Annotated in this window: 18 protein-coding genes; 4 read left to right on the top strand and 14 right to left on the bottom strand. The window is 52.5% G+C overall.

Annotation, left to right across the window (positions count from 1 at the left end; all coding sequences use genetic code 11):
* The 10 genes from flgK to flgB all read right to left on the bottom strand — a co-directional run bounded on the left by flgK (position 1) and on the right by flgB (position 9,001).
* Positions 1-1,644: a flagellar hook-associated protein FlgK gene (gene flgK, locus A1SC_RS19180; protein WP_016261911.1), complete on the bottom strand. Its 1,644-nt coding sequence runs from the start codon at positions 1,642-1,644 to the stop codon at positions 1-3.
* Between the two features lie 65 nt (positions 1,645-1,709).
* The gene (flgJ, locus tag A1SC_RS19185) at positions 1,710-2,651 is read right to left on the bottom strand and encodes a flagellar assembly peptidoglycan hydrolase FlgJ (protein ID WP_001516180.1); all 942 of its coding nucleotides are present in this window, start codon (positions 2,649-2,651) and stop codon (positions 1,710-1,712) included.
* On the bottom strand, positions 2,651-3,748 hold the full coding sequence (gene flgI / locus A1SC_RS19190; RefSeq protein WP_001516179.1) for a flagellar basal body P-ring protein FlgI: 1,098 nt from the start codon (positions 3,746-3,748) through the stop codon (positions 2,651-2,653). The genes flgJ and flgI overlap by 1 nt, the downstream gene beginning before the upstream one ends.
* An 11-nt stretch (positions 3,749-3,759) precedes the next feature.
* Positions 3,760-4,458 (bottom strand): flagellar basal body L-ring protein FlgH, encoded by a 699-nt coding sequence (gene flgH, locus A1SC_RS19195; RefSeq protein ID WP_016248589.1) that lies wholly within the window; start codon positions 4,456-4,458, stop codon positions 3,760-3,762.
* A 52-nt stretch (positions 4,459-4,510) separates the two neighbouring features.
* Positions 4,511-5,293 carry a flagellar basal-body rod protein FlgG gene (gene flgG, locus A1SC_RS19200; protein WP_000625823.1) on the bottom strand — a complete coding sequence of 261 codons (783 nt, stop codon included), beginning with the start codon at positions 5,291-5,293 and terminating at the stop codon, positions 4,511-4,513.
* Positions 5,294-5,464: 171 nt separating this feature from the next.
* Complete coding sequence (gene flgF, locus A1SC_RS19205) at positions 5,465-6,220, bottom strand: flagellar basal-body rod protein FlgF (protein WP_000349270.1); 756 nt, start codon at positions 6,218-6,220, stop codon at positions 5,465-5,467.
* Between the two features lie 19 nt (positions 6,221-6,239).
* On the bottom strand, positions 6,240-7,445 hold the full coding sequence (flgE, locus tag A1SC_RS19210; protein WP_000885838.1) for a flagellar hook protein FlgE: 1,206 nt from the start codon (positions 7,443-7,445) through the stop codon (positions 6,240-6,242).
* Between the two features lie 24 nt (positions 7,446-7,469).
* Positions 7,470-8,165 (bottom strand): flagellar hook assembly protein FlgD, encoded by a 696-nt coding sequence (gene flgD, locus A1SC_RS19215; protein ID WP_016261910.1) that lies wholly within the window; start codon positions 8,163-8,165, stop codon positions 7,470-7,472.
* 11 nt (positions 8,166-8,176) lie between these two features.
* Positions 8,177-8,581, bottom strand: coding sequence for a flagellar basal body rod protein FlgC (flgC, locus tag A1SC_RS19220; RefSeq protein ID WP_001196470.1), 405 nt, complete (start codon positions 8,579-8,581; stop codon positions 8,177-8,179).
* Between the two features lie 3 nt (positions 8,582-8,584).
* Positions 8,585-9,001 (bottom strand): flagellar basal body rod protein FlgB, encoded by a 417-nt coding sequence (gene flgB, locus A1SC_RS19225; protein ID WP_000884689.1) that lies wholly within the window; start codon positions 8,999-9,001, stop codon positions 8,585-8,587.
* A gap of 153 nt (positions 9,002-9,154) precedes the next feature.
* Between flgB and flgA the strand changes: the two genes are divergently transcribed.
* The 3 genes from flgA to flgN all read left to right on the top strand — a co-directional run bounded on the left by flgA (position 9,155) and on the right by flgN (position 10,604).
* On the top strand, positions 9,155-9,814 hold the full coding sequence (gene flgA, locus A1SC_RS19230; protein ID WP_024214550.1) for a flagellar basal body P-ring formation chaperone FlgA: 660 nt from the start codon (positions 9,155-9,157) through the stop codon (positions 9,812-9,814).
* A 75-nt stretch (positions 9,815-9,889) separates the two neighbouring features.
* Positions 9,890-10,183, top strand: coding sequence for a flagellar biosynthesis anti-sigma factor FlgM (gene flgM, locus A1SC_RS19235; protein WP_000020864.1), 294 nt, complete (start codon positions 9,890-9,892; stop codon positions 10,181-10,183).
* 4 nt (positions 10,184-10,187) lie between these two features.
* Entirely contained in the window at positions 10,188-10,604 is a 417-nt protein-coding gene (gene flgN / locus A1SC_RS19240) for a flagella biosynthesis chaperone FlgN (RefSeq protein ID WP_001516175.1), read from the top strand.
* Between the two features lie 39 nt (positions 10,605-10,643).
* On the opposite strand, the gene murJ is transcribed toward flgN, so the two are convergent.
* The 4 genes from murJ to rimJ all read right to left on the bottom strand — a co-directional run bounded on the left by murJ (position 10,644) and on the right by rimJ (position 14,456).
* A complete protein-coding gene (gene murJ, locus A1SC_RS19245; protein WP_001050690.1) occupies positions 10,644-12,179 on the bottom strand; it encodes a murein biosynthesis integral membrane protein MurJ in 1,536 nt (511 codons plus the stop codon).
* Positions 12,180-12,288: 109 nt separating this feature from the next.
* Positions 12,289-13,212, bottom strand: coding sequence for a Gfo/Idh/MocA family protein (locus A1SC_RS19250; protein ID WP_016261908.1), 924 nt, complete (start codon positions 13,210-13,212; stop codon positions 12,289-12,291).
* Position 13,213: 1 nt separating this feature from the next.
* Positions 13,214-13,861: a YceH family protein gene (locus A1SC_RS19255; RefSeq protein WP_016261907.1), complete on the bottom strand. Its 648-nt coding sequence runs from the start codon at positions 13,859-13,861 to the stop codon at positions 13,214-13,216.
* Positions 13,862-13,871: 10 nt separating this feature from the next.
* Positions 13,872-14,456 (bottom strand): ribosomal protein S5-alanine N-acetyltransferase, encoded by a 585-nt coding sequence (rimJ, locus tag A1SC_RS19260; RefSeq protein WP_000468210.1) that lies wholly within the window; start codon positions 14,454-14,456, stop codon positions 13,872-13,874.
* Positions 14,457-14,691: 235 nt separating this feature from the next.
* On the opposite strand from rimJ, the gene mdtH reads away from it, so the two are divergent.
* On the top strand, positions 14,692-15,900 hold the full coding sequence (gene mdtH / locus A1SC_RS19265) for a multidrug efflux MFS transporter MdtH (protein ID WP_016261906.1): 1,209 nt from the start codon (positions 14,692-14,694) through the stop codon (positions 15,898-15,900).
* The last annotated feature ends 44 nt before the right edge of the window (positions 15,901-15,944 follow it).

Below are 15,944 nucleotides of genomic sequence, written 5' to 3'. Positions count from 1 at the left end.
TTAGCGAATGTTAATAAGCGCATCGAAAATGGCGTTCGCCGTCTGCAGAACCTGCGCATTCGCCAGGTAGTACTGCTGAAAACGTTGCAAGTTGCCGTACTCTTCATCAAGGTTGACGCCGGAAATAGATTGCTGCTGATTAGAGAGTTGCGTCACCACATTACCTTGCGTCGTACTGCTGGTTTTCAACGTAGCAGTTTTATTGCCGATATCACTCACTAACGAGGCATAGGCGTCGTTGAAGGATTTCGCCCCGCCCACCGTTTTACTGTTGCTTTGCAAATCCAGCAGCGCCTGACCATTACGGTTATCGCTCTCACCAGCGGTTTTATCGCTCGCCATGGCGATTTTCGCTTCGTCGGTGATTAAAACGTCCATGTTGACGATGGCATCGCTTACCGGTTTCAACGTGAAGCTGTCATTAGCATCTGGTGTGCCGGTAAACGTCAACTCCAGACCGTCAAACGAAACTTTACCGTCGGTATCTGGCGTCACCGTAAAAGTAGTATTGCTGGCAAGGCGGGTGACCTGCCACTGATTATTGTTGAAAGAGATTTTGTAATCTGTTGCCAGCACCGCGGAGCCGTCGGTCACCGTGGCGCTGATCGCGCTACTACCCTGGTTTTTAGTATTCTCCAGCACAGCCGGTTTCCCGATGGCAAAAAAATCTTTCCCTGTATCGCCATTGGCATCAAACCCGTCTTTGTGTTGAGTATTGAAAGCCCCGGCAAATGCCAGCGCCAGTTGTCCGAGCGTATTGCGCGTCTGGTCGAGATCCTGAGAACGGAATGTCAGAAGGCCGCCCAGCGACCCGGTATTCAGTAATTTCTCCGGGATCTCAATATTGCCCACAGTACTATCAACATAAGCGACTGTCGTGCGGGAAGGATCGGCGCTGGACGGTACTGCCGCCAACTGACGCGCCGTGCTGCCCTGTACCAGTGAGTAACCATTGGCCATCGTGATGTTGTAAGTGCCGCCATCCTGAACGCTGACTTCTACACCAACGATCTGGTTTAATTCGCTCACCAGTTGATCACGTTGATCCAGCAGCTCGTTAGGTGACGCCCCTGCCCCCACACCTGTCAGGCGTGAGATTTGATCGTTCAGACTGGCGATTTGTTTAGCATAATTGTTGATCTGGTCAACGCTGGCACCTATCGCGATATTGACCTGTTTATCCTGGTCGCGCAGATACTGATCGGTGGTTTTAAACTGGTTTACCAGCCCTTCTGCTTTACCGATCAGCGCCTGACGTGCCGCCGGATCTTCCGCGTTACTGACCAGTGTTTGCAGACTGGTGAAGAAATCCTGCATCTGTGTTGCCAGCGAGGTCGTGCTGCCAGAGAGCATATTGTCGATTTTCGACATCTGTTCATAGCGGGAAGTCAGACCGCTACTCTGGGTTTGCGCCGCACGTAACTGGTTGGTAATAAACGCATCATACTCACGTTGCACACCGGATACGTAGACACCATTGCCAACCCAACCACCTGCACCCAGAGTGCTGTTGGCCTGCGCCATAATGGTGGTTTGGCGGGTATATCCGGCAACGTTATAGCTGGAAATATTATTACTCGCCGTATTTAACGCTGCCTGCGCCGCGTTAAGTCCGCTCATGGCGTTATTGATCAAGCTGGACATGGAGGTTCCTTATAAGCCTTCAATTACAGAGCATTATCGGCAGACACCCGCCGGACTTGAGTTCTTCAGAACAGATTATCGATACTCATGTTGTAAGTTTTGCTCACTTTGTCGCTTACCGATTTCATCTGCTGAATCATATGGGTTAGTTTGCGGGCATAATGAGGATCGGTCGCATATCCCGCGTCCTGTAATGCCTGCGCCCCCTGCTCAGCGCTTTTGGCATTCGTCACGGCGGCGTAACGCGGGTTACGTGTTAATAGACCGACATAATCTGAAAGCGCTTCAAGATATGAGCTGTAAACCCGGAACTTCGCCTTTACTTTCTTCGCTTCGCCATTTTCATATTCGGTGGTGGTAATTTCAGTGATCGGCCCTTTCCAATTGCCGGAGGCTTTGACGCCAAACAGGTTATAGCTTGGCTCACCATTTTCACGACGGATTTGCCGTTGTCCCCAGCCTGATTCCAGCGCCGCCTGGGCAAGGATCAGATGATGCGGCACACCACTTTGCTGGCTTGCCCGTTGGGCGGGAAGCGAGAGTTGCGCGAGGAACGCTTTGCTGTCACCAGGTAGCGAATCATCGTAGTTACGTGGTACGGCTTTTTGCACCAGTTGCGAGAGCGCCTGGTTTTGGTAACGCATCACAGTTTCAAGCGGGAATTTCATCGGTGCCGCTGGCGTTGCTTCATCTGGCAACGGCTGCTCTGGTGTCATCTGTTTAACCATCATCTCCGCCAGCCCCAAACCTTTGCCTGCTGTCATCTGTTGGGCAATCTGCTGGTCATACATACTGGTGTAGAGTCGGGTATGCTCGCTGCTGAACAGGCCATCTTTCGGTAAGGCTTCACGCATACTTTTCAGCATCATCTGCACGAACATCCCTTCTACCTGACGAGCCACCGGGCGAATATTTGCCGCCGGATCTTCGCCCACTTTCGCTTTCAGGTCATTAAGCGATTGAGCATCCCAGGCGGCACTGGCCAGCAGTTTGCTGTCGCTAATCATCAAATGATTTCCAGTTTTGCCCGCAGACATCCCGCGCTTTGCATCGATTGCAGTATGGACATCAGATCCATCGGCGTAGCCCCCAATGCATTGAGCGCGCGCACTACGTTATTGAGGCTGGCGCTTGAACGCACGCTTTGCAGCGAACCACCGCTCTGACGTAAGTCGATCTGCGTTTGTGGGGTTACCACGGTTTCTCCACCACCAAACGGCGTATCTGGCTGGCTGACATTCACCTGCCGATTCACCGTAACCGAGAGGTTGCCCTGTGCCACCGCGCAGCTATCGAGGGTCACTTCACGATTCATCACCACTGAACCGGTACGCGAGTTAATAATCACTTTGGCGTCCTGCGGAGTGACATTGACCTGCATGTTCTGGATATCGGCAAGGAAACGCACCTGGGAACTGTTGCCACTCGGCACGCGTACCTGAATAGTTCGCGCATCTAACGCCGTCGCATTGCCGTATCCGCGTGTGCGGTTGATGGTATCGGCAATTTCCTGCGCCAGGGTGAAATCTTCCTCATTTAGCTGCAAATTGAAGGTATTGCCAGCACCAAACTGGCTGGGCAATTCGCGCTCAATAATTGCACCATTGGTGATCCGTCCGCCATTCAATTGGTTAACCTGAACACTGCTGCCCCCCGCCGATGCGCCTGCGCCGCCGACCAGAATATTGCCCTGCGCCAGCGCATACACCTGGCTATCGACACCCTTAAGCGGTGTCATCAGCAGCGTACCGCCACGCAGACTTTTGGCGTTACCCATCGACGACACCACGACATCAATGGTTTGCCCCTGGCGTCCAAAAGGCGGAAGTGACGCCGTCACCATTACCGCAGCGACGTTTTTTAACTGCATATTGGTGCCTGTCGGAACGGTAATTCCCAACTGCGAGAGCATGTTATTTAGCGTTTGCGTGGTAAACGGCGTCTGGGTCGTCTGGTCACCCGTACCATCCAGGCCAACTACCAACCCATAACCAATCAGCGAGTTTTGCCGTACGCCCTGAACGCTGGTGAGATCGCGAATACGGTCGGCCTGCGCCACGACCGCAACCAGCAGAAGAATGAATGCAGAGAGAAATTTAATCACCACAGCCTCACTTACATTGGCGACAGGTTAAGGAAGAAACGCTGTAACCAGCCCATATTTTGTGCTTCGTTAATGTAGCCATTGCCAACGTACTCAATGCGCGCATCCGCCACCTGGGTAGACGGTACGGTGTTGCTACCACTGATAGTGCGTGGATTGACCACGCCGGAGAAGCGAATAAATTCGGTGCCCTGATTAATGGCGATCTGTTTTTCACCCACCACATGCAGGTTACCGTTTACCAGCACTTGATCGACCGTCACCGTCAACGTGCCGCTGAAGGTATTGCTGGCATTGGCTCCACCTTTCCCGTTGAAGCTATTGCCGCCAGAGGCATCGACATCAGCGCGGGCATTACCAAACAGCCCCTGCAAATAGCGCGGCACAGTATCAAAGCCAAAATTGGTTTTACCGTCGCGGCTGGCATTCGCGGAAGAACTCTTGCTGGCACTGACGTTTTCCTGCAACACAATGGTCAGCGTATCGCCAATATTACGTGGGCGGCGATCTTCAAACAGCGGTTGATAGCCATAGTTAATCGGCTGAGCAGACTGGAATATGGAACCGTTGGCGACGGGTGTCGGACCAGGAACCGGCTGTGCAGTAGTCGCCCCCTGTACCAACGGCGTGGAGGGTATCCAGGCACAGCCGGTCAGTGAAAACACCAACAAGCTGGAAATGGCGTAAATGCGCGCAGCGTTTTTTTGCATGGCTATCATCTTTAAAAATCAGTAAACCGGTGAACCAGCCACCGGTTATGCCTTAGAGTTGCGTCAGTTTTTGCAGCATCTGATCGGTGGTAGATACCGCTTTACTGTTGATTTCGTAGGCACGTTGTACCTGAATCATGTTGACCAGTTCTTCCGCCACGTTGACGTTAGATGTTTCAACATACCCTTGATACAGCAGCCCCGCGCCGTTCAGACCCGGTGTACTTTCGTTCGGTGCGCCGGAGGATTGCGTTTCGGTGTAGAGGTTTTCGCCAATGCTCTCCAGCCCAGTGTCGTTCATAAAGGTAGTGAGATTAAGCTGCCCAACCTGAACCGGAGCCGCCTGGCCTTGCTGGGTTACGCTGACCACGCCATCACGACCGATGGTGATGCTTAACGCATTCGCTGGAATGGTGATCGCAGGCTGTACCTGAAAACCACCCGCCGTCACCAACTGCCCGTTCTGATCCACCTGGAAAGAGCCGTCGCGGGTGTAGGCCGATGAGCCATCCGGCAGCATGATCTGGAAAAAGCCCTGCCCTTTAATCGCCACATCTTTGCTGTTATTGGTTTGCGACAGGTTGCCCTGACTGTGTAGGCGTTCAGTGGCAACCGGACGCACACCAGTACCGATTTGTAACCCGGACGGCAAGGTGGTTTGTTCGGAAGACTGCGCTCCAGGCTGGCGAATGGTTTGATAAAGCAGATCTTCAAACACCGCCCGCTGACGCTTGAAACCGTTGGTACTGACGTTTGCCAGGTTGTTGGCAATGACGTCCATATTGGTTTGCTGGGCGTCGAGGCCGGTTTTGGCGATCCATAATGAACTGATCATAAAATGTCCTGTAGTGGAGTGCTGACCACGTGCATATGTCTTTTTACCGGATGCGGCGTAAACGCCTTATCCGGCCTACAAGATCTCGCAAATTCAATACATTGCGATGCAACTCGTAAGCCCGATAAAATTGCGCATCAGGTAACTTATGCTTGTCACTTATCCTTTCAATTAACTCATCGAAAGCAGTTGATTGGCACGGCCTGCGTTATCATCAACGCTGCTGATAACCTTCATCTGCATTTCAAAACGCCGCGCGCTGGCAATCATGTCGCTCATCGCCGCAACAGCATTGACATTACTGCCTTCCAGCACGCCCGACATCACCCGTAACGTCGGGTCTGCCTGAAGTTCCGCTCCACGTGTGGCCTGACTTTCAGCAGTCAAACGAAAAATGCCGTCATCGCCGCGCTGCACTTCACTGCCCGTAGCTTTCACCAGTTTCAGCCGCCCGACTGGAGCGACGGTATTTGCCGGATCGCCAGAATTCAGCGCCGAGATAGTACCATCGGCAGCAATAGTGATTTCCGCCCCTTCCGGCACAGCAATCGGCCCCGCCTCACCAATCACCGGATGCCCCTGAATCGTCAGTTGCCCGGTGGGATCAACCTGAATGCTGCCATTACGCGTATATCCTTCGCTACCGTCAGCAGTCTGCACGGCCAGCCAGCCGTCTTGCTGTAACGCAACATCCAGCGGACGTGAGGTGTAATCCATCTTGCCGGGCGTCATGTCTGCCCCTGGCGTAGATGCCGTCACCAGCGTGCGTGTAGGCAGCGAAAGTCCCTCTACCGGCACTGCACGTAAGGCGTTTATCTGCGCGCGAAAACCAGGTGTAGATGCATTCGCCAGATTACTGGCAGTTACCGCTTGCTGATTCAGCGTCTGGCTGGCGGCCCCCATCGCGGTATAGATTGCGTGATCCATTGAGCTATCCCGTCAGCGATTAGCGTAAGTTAACCAGCGTGTTGAGGATCTGGTCCTGGGTTTTGATAGTCTGGGCGTTGGACTGATAGTTACGCTGGGCGACAATCATATTGACCAGTTCTTTGCTGAGATCGACATTGGACGCTTCCAGCGCACCATTGGTCAGCGTGCCAAAATTGCCTGTTCCGGCAGTCCCCAACAGCGCCACGCCAGAAGATTGCGTCGCAGACCAGACATTATCGCCTTCGGACGCCAGTCCTTCGTTGTTAGCGAAGTTAGCCAGCACAATCTGCCCCAACAGTTGGGTTTGTTCGTTGGAATAGTTGCCGACTACCGTACCGTCATCGTTGATTTGGTAACTCACCAGATCGCCCGGTTTGTAGCCGTTCTGGGTGGTTGCCACGATGTTGTTCGCACCGGTGTTTTGTTGCATGGAGTTGAGGAAACTTAACGAGAATGAGGCGGGATCTGCACCGTTAATTGCACCGGTGGCAACTAACGCAGAAGCACCAGATGTCAGAGTTCCATTCGCATCAAACGCCAGTGTTGTTACTTGCTTAGCGATACTGGCTGCATCACTACTATCCTGGGTGTAAACATCCCAGTTATTATCCCCGGTCTTCACAAAGTAGACGCTCATGTCATGAGCATTCCCCTGGCTGTCAAATACCGTTACCGAACCTTTTTTGTTATAGCTATCCGCATCGCTGGCATCGAAAGTTTTGACTGTCGGAAGAGGATCACTGGAGTTAAGGTTGATCTGCATTGACGCCGTTGTCGTCGTTTTCGCCGCCATCAGGGTATTCGGAATCGAAATATTGCCTGGATTCGCCCCCTGCTGAATAGTCGGTGGTGTGCCGGTTGCCGGATACCCCGTTAACTGTAAACCTTGCATATTCACCAGATTACGGTTTTCATCGAGTTTAAATTGCCCGTTACGGCTGTAAAACACTGAGCCGTTACTGTCTACGAGGCGGAAGAAACCGTTCTGGCTGATGGCAACGTCAAGGCCACGTCCTGTATTCGTGGTCGTTCCATCGGTAAAATCCTGGGTAATGCCGGCAACTTTTACCCCCAGCCCCACTTTAGAACCCGCGAACATATCAGCAAAAGAAGCCGTACCGGATTTAAAACCATAGGTGGCGGAGTTGGCGATATTGTTGCCAATAACATCGAGGTTGGTGGCGGCTGCGTTTAATCCGCTAACCGCTTGAGAAAAGGCCATGACTGACTCCTGAAATGTGAAGGCTTAAATTATCTGCCGTACTTCGTCGAGAGTGGTGGTGCCGTAAGTGCCGAGATCCAGCGTATTACCGTTGTTACCGCGGATCACGCCCTGCACCAGAGCAAACTGCAGCGGTTGCGCAACTAACTGCGTACCACCGTTACTGGCGCTAATCGCCACGTTATAAGAACCATTCGGTGCGGTTGTGCCGTCAGTTAATGTGCCGTCCCAGGTGAAACTGTGGACTCCGGCGGTCAGTTCACCGATATCAATCGTGCGTACAACCGCGCCATTTTTATCAGTGATCGTGGCGGTGACTTTGTCTGCCGCCTGTTGCAGTTCAACACCAAACGGCGTGGTCGTGGTTACCGCCCCTTCTTCACTGCCAGTACCGGCAAGAATGGTGGTGCCGGGGATCATCACACCATGACCAATCAGGTTACTGGCCTGTAGCGACTGACCGTTGTCTATCTGTCCGGAAATCGAACCGAGTGTAGTATTGAGTTTTTCAATCCCGCTAACCGTGCTGATTTGCGCCAGTTGCGATGTCAACTCGTTGTTCTCCATCGGATTGGTCGGATCCTGATTTTTCAGTTGCGCCACCAGCAACGTCAGAAAACTGCTTTGCAAATCTGCAGCGTTACTGCCAGTGAGCGAACTACTGCTGGTAGTACTGACACCAGTTTTTGTCGGATCGGTAGTGGTTACCGCAATGGACATGGTTTTCTCCTTTATTGACCGAGCGTGAGGGTCTTCAGCATCATGCTTTTCACCGTGTTGAGGACTTCAACGTTGGCCTGATAACTGCGTGATGCCGACATGGTGTTAACCATCTCCCCAACCACATCCACGTTTGGCATTTTCACGTAACCCTTCGCGTCCGCCAGTGGATTTCCCGGCTCATATACCAGTTTGTCTGGCGCCTGGCTTTCAATCACGTCAGCCACTTTCACCCCACCTGTCGCGGTTCCCGGCGCGGCGTTCACCTGAAACACCACCTGTTTTGCCCGATAAGGTTGTCCGTCTGGCCCTGTCACGCTATCGGCATTCGCCAGATTACTGGCCGCTACGTTCAGACGCTGGGACTGGGCAGTTAACGCCGACCCGGCGATCTCAAAAATATTCAGCAGTGCCATCCGTTAATTTCCGCTCTGTAAAACGTTCATCATGCCTTTGATTTGCCCACTCAACGCGCTAAGGCTCATCTGATATTGCAGGCTGTTATCGGCAAACTGGGTGCGTTCGCGATCCATATCGACGGTATTGCCGTCCAGCGAAGGCTGATCCGGAATACGGTATTGCAGTTCTGCGGAAGGAGGCGTCAACGCCTGCGCCGGAATGTGTTGCGTTGAGGTCATGGTCAGGGCCACCACACTGGTTTCATCCCGTCCACGCAGCATTACTTTTTTAAGTTCACTTGCAAAATCTATATCGCGCGCCTGATAACCAGGGGTATCGGCGTTGGCGATGTTTGCCGCCAGCACTTCCTGACGATGGGCGCGCAGATTGAGCGCCTCTTGTTGAAAACGTAAGGCGGCGTCGAGCTTATCGAGCATATCTCCTCCGCAGATATCAAAATTCTGCCGTCAGCTTAAAGGCTTTAGGCGCGCGTTATCGGCGGAATAAACGCAAAATGGGTCGCTATTTATGCCGTTGATGGTCACGCCGCGCGGGTACAATTTAGCCTGTAGAAATGGCTGGGGGCGGAAATGCAAATAATGAAGCATGGCGTGGTACTCATCGCGATACTGTTCAGCCCGCTGAGTACGGCTGGCGATTTCACATCACAATTGAAAACCTTTTTTGTGGTACAACTGGCGGGGTTGAGTGATGAGGTTCGTATCTCTATTCACACGCCCCCCCATTTACTGCCTGCGTGTGAACAGCCATTGTTTTCCATCACCAGTAATTCCCGCCTGTGGGGCAATGTGAATGTGCTGGCACGCTGCGGCAACGACAAACGATATGTGCAAGTCAATGTGCAGGCCACCGGGAATTATGTCGTTGCCGCGATGCCCATTGTGCGGGGAGGAAAACTGGAATCTGCCAGCGTCAAACTGAAACGCGGACGGCTGGATACCTTACCGCCACGTACTGTACTGGATGTTAATCAACTGGTTGATGCAGTCAGTCTGCGCGATCTGACGCCCGGGCAGCCAATACAACTAACCATGCTACGCCAGGCCTGGCGAGTAAAAGCCGGACAGCGTGTCAACGTGATCGCCAGTGGCGATGGTTTCAGCGCTAATGCTGAAGGTCAGGCGCTGAACAACGCGGCGGTTGCGCAAAATGCTCGTGTCCGCATGGTGTCGGGTCAGGTGGTCAGTGGTGTGGTGGATGCGGATGGGAATATTCTTATAAACCTGTAATCTGTTAAAGATTGACCGACTATTGCCGATAAATAAGCAACAAATGATAAAAGCGCCCTCAATGAGGAATAAACCATGAGTATTGACCGCACCGCTCCCCTGAAGCCCATAAGCACCGTTCAGCCACGCGAAACCAGTGACACTCCGGTAGCCAATACCCGCTCGACAAAAACGACCGCCGCCGCCAGTACCAGTGTGACATTAAGCGATGCACAAGCAAAGCTGATGCAACCAGGCAGCAGTGATATCAATCTTGAGCGCGTAGAAGCGTTGAAACTGGCGATTCGTAACGGTGAACTAAAGATAGATGTCGGCAAAATTGCCGATGCACTGATCAGCGAAGTGCAACAAGACTTACTGAGTAAATAAACGTATGACGCGTCTTGCAGAGATCCTCGACCAGATGTCCGCAGTGCTTAACGATCTTAAAACGGTGATGGAGCAAGAGCTGCAACATCTCTCTATGGGGCAGATCAACGGCAGTCAGTTACAACGGATTACAGAACAAAAAAGCTCACTGCTGGCGACGCTGGATTACCTCGAGCAGTTACGTCGGCAAATACCGGATGCCGCAAACAGCAACGATATCGCACAATGCTGGCAGGAAATTACCGTAAAAACGCAGCAACTGCGTCAGTTAAATCAACATAACGGCTGGCTACTGGAAGGACAGATTGAGCGCAATCAACAGGCGCTGGAAATGCTGAAACCACATCAGGAGCCGACGCTGTACGGGGCCAACGGTCAAACCTCAACGCCCCATCGCGGCGGTAAAAAGATATCTATCTGAAGATTTTCTCCGGCCTGCAATGCAGGCCGGGATTGGTTATTAAGCCGTCCGACGGGCAAACTCTTTGACTTTAAAGCCCAGCACCGCCAGCGCGGCAAAGTACGCCGCAATTCCCGCGACAACTACCGCCATCAAACGCAGTAAGCGCCAGGGCATAGTACCCAATGACCAGTCCGGCATGATGTGCAACATACCTAAAAGTACGCCAGACATCACCAGCACTGCTACCACCAGACGCAGCAGAAACGCAGTCCAACCGGGTTGCGGGGTAAAGATTTTCTGCTTACGCAACTGCCAGTAAAGCAGCGAGGCATTCAGGCAAGCTGCCAGACCAATGGAAAGCGACAGTCCGGCATGTTTCAACGGGCCGATAAACGCCAGGTTCATCAACTGCGTCAAAATCAGCGTGACGATGGCAATTTTCACCGGTGTTTTAATATCCTGGCGGGAATAAAAACCCGGAGCCAGCACTTTCACCACAATCAGGCCGATCAACCCCACTGAATAGGCAATCAATGCCCGCTGAGTCATCAGCGCATCAAAGGCGGTAAATTTACCGTACTGGAACAGCGAAACAGTTAATGGACCAGAGAGAATACCCAACGCTACCGCGCTCGGCAGCGCCAGCAGGAAACAAAGACGCAGGCCCCAGTCCATCAAGCGGTTGTATTCATCATGATTACCGCTGGCAAAACTTTTCGACAGCGACGGCAGCAAAATAGTCCCCAGCGCCACGCCCAGTACGCCAGACGGAAACTCCATTAAACGGTCGGCGTAGTACATCCACGACACGGAACCTGAGGCAAGAAACGAAGCAAAAATGGTGTTGATGATCAAGGAGATCTGACTAACAGAAACACCAAGGATCGCCGGCCCCATCTGTTTCACCACGCGCATTGCTCCTGCATCGTGAAAGTTAATGCGCGGCAGAACCAACATGCCGATCTTCTTCAGGTGCGGTAGCTGATACACCAGTTGCAGTATACCGCCCACCGTAACAGCCCACGCCAGCGCCAGCACCGGCGGATTAAAGTACGGTGCAGCAAACAGCGCAAAACCAATCATGCTGATGTTAAGTAACGTCGGGGCAAATGCCGGAATCGAGAAACGGTTCCAGGTATTCAAAATAGCCCCCACCAGCGATGCCAGGGAGATCAGCAAAATATAGGGAAAAGTGATCTGCAATAGCTGAGTGGTCAGCGCGAATTTGTCGGCGGTGTCAGCAAAGCCCGGCGCGGTCACCATTATCACCCACGGTGCGGCGAGCATCCCGGCAACGGTCACAACCGCCAGTGCCAGCGTCAGCAGGCCCGAGACATAAGAGACAAAGACCCGAGTTGCATCTTCACCTTGCTTGCTTTTATATTCCGCCAGAATCGGCACGAATGCCTGGGAGAATGCCCCTTCGGCAAAGATACGGCGCAACAAGTTAGGAAGTTTGAAAGCGACGAAAAAAGCGTCGGTTGCCATCCCTGCGCCAAAAATTCTGGCGACAATAGCGTCACGTGCAAAGCCAAGCACACGCGAAAACATGGTCATCGAGCTGACGGCGGCCAGCGATTTTAATAAATTCATTGGTGTTCTAATCCAGACCCACGAACAAAACGCCTGCAACGCAGGCGCTGAAAGAGGCGAATAGTCTACCTGGATTATGGTGAATTGCTACCGCCAGATGTTACAGGGTTTATTCACTCATCGCGTCTCGCCAGAGTTTGTCAACGATGCGCTGCGCCAGTACTGCCTGCTCACCAGCAGTTTGTGGAACTGTCTGATTTTGCACGCATTCGATGAAATGATGCGCGCAGCCAACAAATCCACGCTGCTCGAGGGTACTTTGCCAGCCGGGAATCGGTTTGTGCACCACGCCCTGCCCGCGCTCTTCGCGCCATTCACGCATATCCGTAATGTCGATGAGCGCGCCGTCGGTCACGGCCTGCACCGTTTCACGCTGGCTACCAGCACGGCGATGCATGCAGGTGGTGATTTGCAAAGGCCCCACCGAAAAATGGTGCTCGGCAAACAACATTTCGCCAGACTCGTTAGTCAACAGCGAACCACCGTCAAGGGAGGCTTTGCCGCCAGACAGCCACAGAGCAGTGTCAACCACATGCAGATAATCATCCAGCAACGTGAAATAAAGATCGTGTGGCCCGACGCTATGAGTACGATGTTTATCCATTCTCAGCGACACTGCGGTGGCAAGTTGCGTTTTTAGCTCACTGTAGAGCGGTGCAAAGCGACGGTTAAAACCAACCATCAACGTCAGTTTTTTCCGCGCCGCCAGTTCCACCAGCCGCTCGGCATCGCGCAGATTTTCTGCCAGGGGTTTATCGACACAGACATGAACGCCAGCGTTTAATAACGCACTGACCACTTCAAAATGACTGGCGGTGCTGGAGTGGACAAAAACTGCATCGCAACTGGCAGCAAGGTTAGATAACGAATCGGCATAAGGAATGCGCCAGCTTTCACAAATGGGTAGAGCTTTCTCGCGCGTTGGCGACCATGCCCCCTGTAACGTCCAGTCAGACGCTGCCGCCAGCACCGGTAACCACGCTTTTTGCGCGATCCCTCCTAACCCCACTACGCCGATACGTAATTTTTTCACTTTAATCTCCCAGATGGGCCAGCAACGAATCAAGACGCTGTTTCAGTTCTGCCACTTCGATTTCCAGTGCTTCGACACGGACCTGTAAATCACCTTCAACCGCGTTCGACGGTTCCGTTACCACAGGTTGCTCATCTATCTCACCACTGAAAAGATGCATATAGCGACTTTCGCGTTTACCCGGTTCGCGAGCCAGACGCACCACAAAAGGGCCATCTTCGCGATTCGCCAGTTGTTCCAGCGTCGACTCCACTTCCGCCATATCGCTAAATTCATACATTCGCGCCGCGCGGCTGCGCAGTTCACCCGGCGTCTGGGCACCACGCAATAACAACGTGGTGATTAACGCCACTTCTGCGGCGCTCAGTTTCAGATCGCCAAATTCTGAATTACAAAAGCGTTGCTCATATTTGGTGACCCGATTACCAAAACCGCTCACCGTGCGTAAATAATGACGTTTTACCAGATTATCCAACTGCTCCTGCACTTCAGATTCGCTTAAGTTCATTACCGGTTCACGGTTCGTTTTCTGATTACAGGCCGTGACTACGCTATTCACGGAGAGCGGGTATTGCTCCGGCGTCGTCACCTGTTTTTCCAGTAAACAGCCAATCACGCGGGCTTCCAGTGCGGTAAGTTGATACTTCATAACATTCTCCTTAGCGGCCGGGCGTCCAGTCCGGGGTGGTTAATGCCGTCAGCACGTGATCGCGCCATTGTCCATCAATCAACAGATAATCTTTCGCATAACCTTCTTTTTCAAAACCCAGTCGCGCCAGCAAATCACCGCTACGTTTATTGTGCGGCATATAGTTGGCCATAATGCGATGAATGTGTTGAGTACGCTGCATATAACGAATAGCGGCGGTCAGGGCTTCAAACATTAGCCCCTTGCCCTGCCATTTTTGTCCGATTGAATAACCGAGATAGCAGGCATGGAAAGATCCTCGCACCACATTAGAAAAATTGGCAACGCCAATAATCTCTTTCTCATCCGGGTCGAACAACCCAAAATAGAATGCAGAACCTTGTTTATGAAATTCATTAATCATGCTTAACCTGGCCTGCCAGCCTGAAGGGTAGCAGTGGCTTTCGTCGCGCACTGGTTCCCAGGGCTTGAGAAAATGGCGATTTTCTGCGTAATAGTCCGCCAGCCGCCAGGCATCACGTTCATGCACCAGACGCACGACCAGTCGGTCTGTGGTTAAGCGCACTTTTGGCACGTTACTACGATAGCCAAACATTCTATACCTACTCCTTCCCGTAACGTCTTTAATACGCTGTAAGTATTACTATACCTGCGCAACCAGAACCTGTGAAAAGTCCAAAATGCCATTTCCTGCATTATTCACATATTTGATAAAAACTCTCTATCAAAGAGGACTTTCGATAAAAAAATATTGTCCCGGGAAATATGGGAAAAGTATTAGCGACCATGCAGAATAGAAAGTGCTCATCTTTTATTTCCCGGGAGGGGAAATGTCGCGCGTTTCACAGGCCAGGAACCTGGGTAAATATTTCCTGCTCATCGATAATATGCTGGTCGTGCTGGGGTTCTTTGTTGTCTTCCCCCTGATCTCTATCCGCTTCGTTGATCAAATGGGCTGGGCAGCCGTGATGGTCGGTATTGCTCTCGGTCTGCGTCAGTTCATTCAGCAAGGTTTAGGCATTTTTGGCGGCGCAATTGCCGACCGCTTTGGCGCAAAACCGATGATCGTCACCGGAATGCTGATGCGCGCCGCGGGATTTGCCACTATGGGGATCGCCCACGAGCCATGGATGCTGTGGTTTTCCTGCCTTCTCTCAGGTCTTGGCGGTACTCTGTTCGATCCGCCGCGTTCGGCACTGGTGGTCAAATTGATCCGCCCGCAACAGCGTGGACGTTTTTTCTCCCTGTTGATGATGCAGGACAGTGCTGGTGCGGTCATTGGCGCATTATTAGGTAGCTGGCTGTTGCAATACGATTTCCGCCTGGTCTGCGCGACGGGTGCAATTTTGTTTGTGCTGTGTGCGGCATTTAATGCCTGGTTGTTACCGGCATGGAAACTTTCTACCGTGCGTACGCCAGTCCGCGAAGGCATGGCCCGCGTGATGCGCGATAAACGTTTTGTCACCTATGTTCTGACGCTGGCAGGCTACTACATGCTGGCCGTTCAGGTAATGCTGATGCTGCCGATTATGGTCAACGATATCGCCGGAGCGCCCTCTGCCGTTAAATGGATGTATGCCATTGAAGCGTGTCTCTCCTTAACGTTGCTTTACCCTATCGCCCGCTGGAGCGAAAGACGTTTTCGTCTGGAACACCGATTGATGGCTGGGCTATTGGTCATGTCGTTAAGCATGATACCGGTTGAAATGGTCAGCAATCTGCAACAACTCTTCACCCTGATTTGTCTATTTTATATCGGTTCAATCATTGCCGAACCTGCGCGTGAAACCCTAAGCGCCTCGCTGGCAGATGCACGAGCGCGCGGCAGCTATATGGGGTTTAGTCGTCTGGGCCTGGCGATTGGCGGTGCTATCGGTTATGTCGGTGGCGGCTGGCTGTTTGACCTGGGTAAATCGGCGCAGCAACCAGAACTACCGTGGATAATGTTGGGCATTATTGGCATTATCACCTTCGTTGCGATGGGGTGGCAATTTAGCCAGAAACGCGCTACGCGTCGGTTGCTGGAACGCGACGCCTGAAAATGCCATGCTTTCTGTTACCATTGTTCGCCCAGTCAATCTAC

Origin of the sequence: Escherichia sp. KTE52 (assembly GCF_000408325.1) — a bacterium.
GTDB classification, from domain to species: Bacteria; Pseudomonadota; Gammaproteobacteria; order Enterobacterales; family Enterobacteriaceae; genus Escherichia; species Escherichia marmotae.
Note: the sequence above shows the minus strand (reverse complement) of the source record. Positions and strands in the feature narration are given on the sequence as shown.

Excerpts from the sequence above, each read along its gene's own strand:
- flgK (WP_016261911.1), bottom strand. The coding sequence starts at position 1,644 with ATGTCCAGCTTGATCAATAACGCCATGAGCGGACTTAACGCGGCGCAG.
- flgJ (WP_001516180.1), bottom strand. The coding sequence starts at position 2,651 with ATGATTAGCGACAGCAAACTGCTGGCCAGTGCCGCCTGGGATGCTCAA.
- flgH (WP_016248589.1), bottom strand. The coding sequence starts at position 4,458 with ATGCAAAAAAACGCTGCGCGCATTTACGCCATTTCCAGCTTGTTGGTG.
- flgG (WP_000625823.1), bottom strand. The coding sequence starts at position 5,293 with ATGATCAGTTCATTATGGATCGCCAAAACCGGCCTCGACGCCCAGCAA.
- flgF (WP_000349270.1), bottom strand. The coding sequence starts at position 6,220 with ATGGATCACGCAATCTATACCGCGATGGGGGCCGCCAGCCAGACGCTG.
- flgE (WP_000885838.1), bottom strand. The coding sequence starts at position 7,445 with ATGGCCTTTTCTCAAGCGGTTAGCGGATTAAACGCAGCCGCCACCAAC.
- flgD (WP_016261910.1), bottom strand. The coding sequence starts at position 8,165 with ATGTCCATTGCGGTAACCACTACCGATCCGACAAAAACTGGTGTCAGT.
- flgC (WP_001196470.1), bottom strand. The coding sequence starts at position 8,581 with ATGGCACTGCTGAATATTTTTGAGATCGCCGGGTCGGCGTTAACTGCC.
- flgB (WP_000884689.1), bottom strand. The coding sequence starts at position 9,001 with ATGCTCGATAAGCTCGACGCCGCCTTACGTTTTCAACAAGAGGCGCTC.
- flgA (WP_024214550.1), top strand. The coding sequence starts at position 9,155 with ATGCAAATAATGAAGCATGGCGTGGTACTCATCGCGATACTGTTCAGC.
- flgM (WP_000020864.1), top strand. The coding sequence starts at position 9,890 with ATGAGTATTGACCGCACCGCTCCCCTGAAGCCCATAAGCACCGTTCAG.
- flgN (WP_001516175.1), top strand. The coding sequence starts at position 10,188 with ATGACGCGTCTTGCAGAGATCCTCGACCAGATGTCCGCAGTGCTTAAC.
- murJ (WP_001050690.1), bottom strand. The coding sequence starts at position 12,179 with ATGAATTTATTAAAATCGCTGGCCGCCGTCAGCTCGATGACCATGTTT.
- A1SC_RS19255 (WP_016261907.1), bottom strand. The coding sequence starts at position 13,861 with ATGAAGTATCAACTTACCGCACTGGAAGCCCGCGTGATTGGCTGTTTA.
- rimJ (WP_000468210.1), bottom strand. The coding sequence starts at position 14,456 with ATGTTTGGCTATCGTAGTAACGTGCCAAAAGTGCGCTTAACCACAGAC.
- mdtH (WP_016261906.1), top strand. The coding sequence starts at position 14,692 with ATGTCGCGCGTTTCACAGGCCAGGAACCTGGGTAAATATTTCCTGCTC.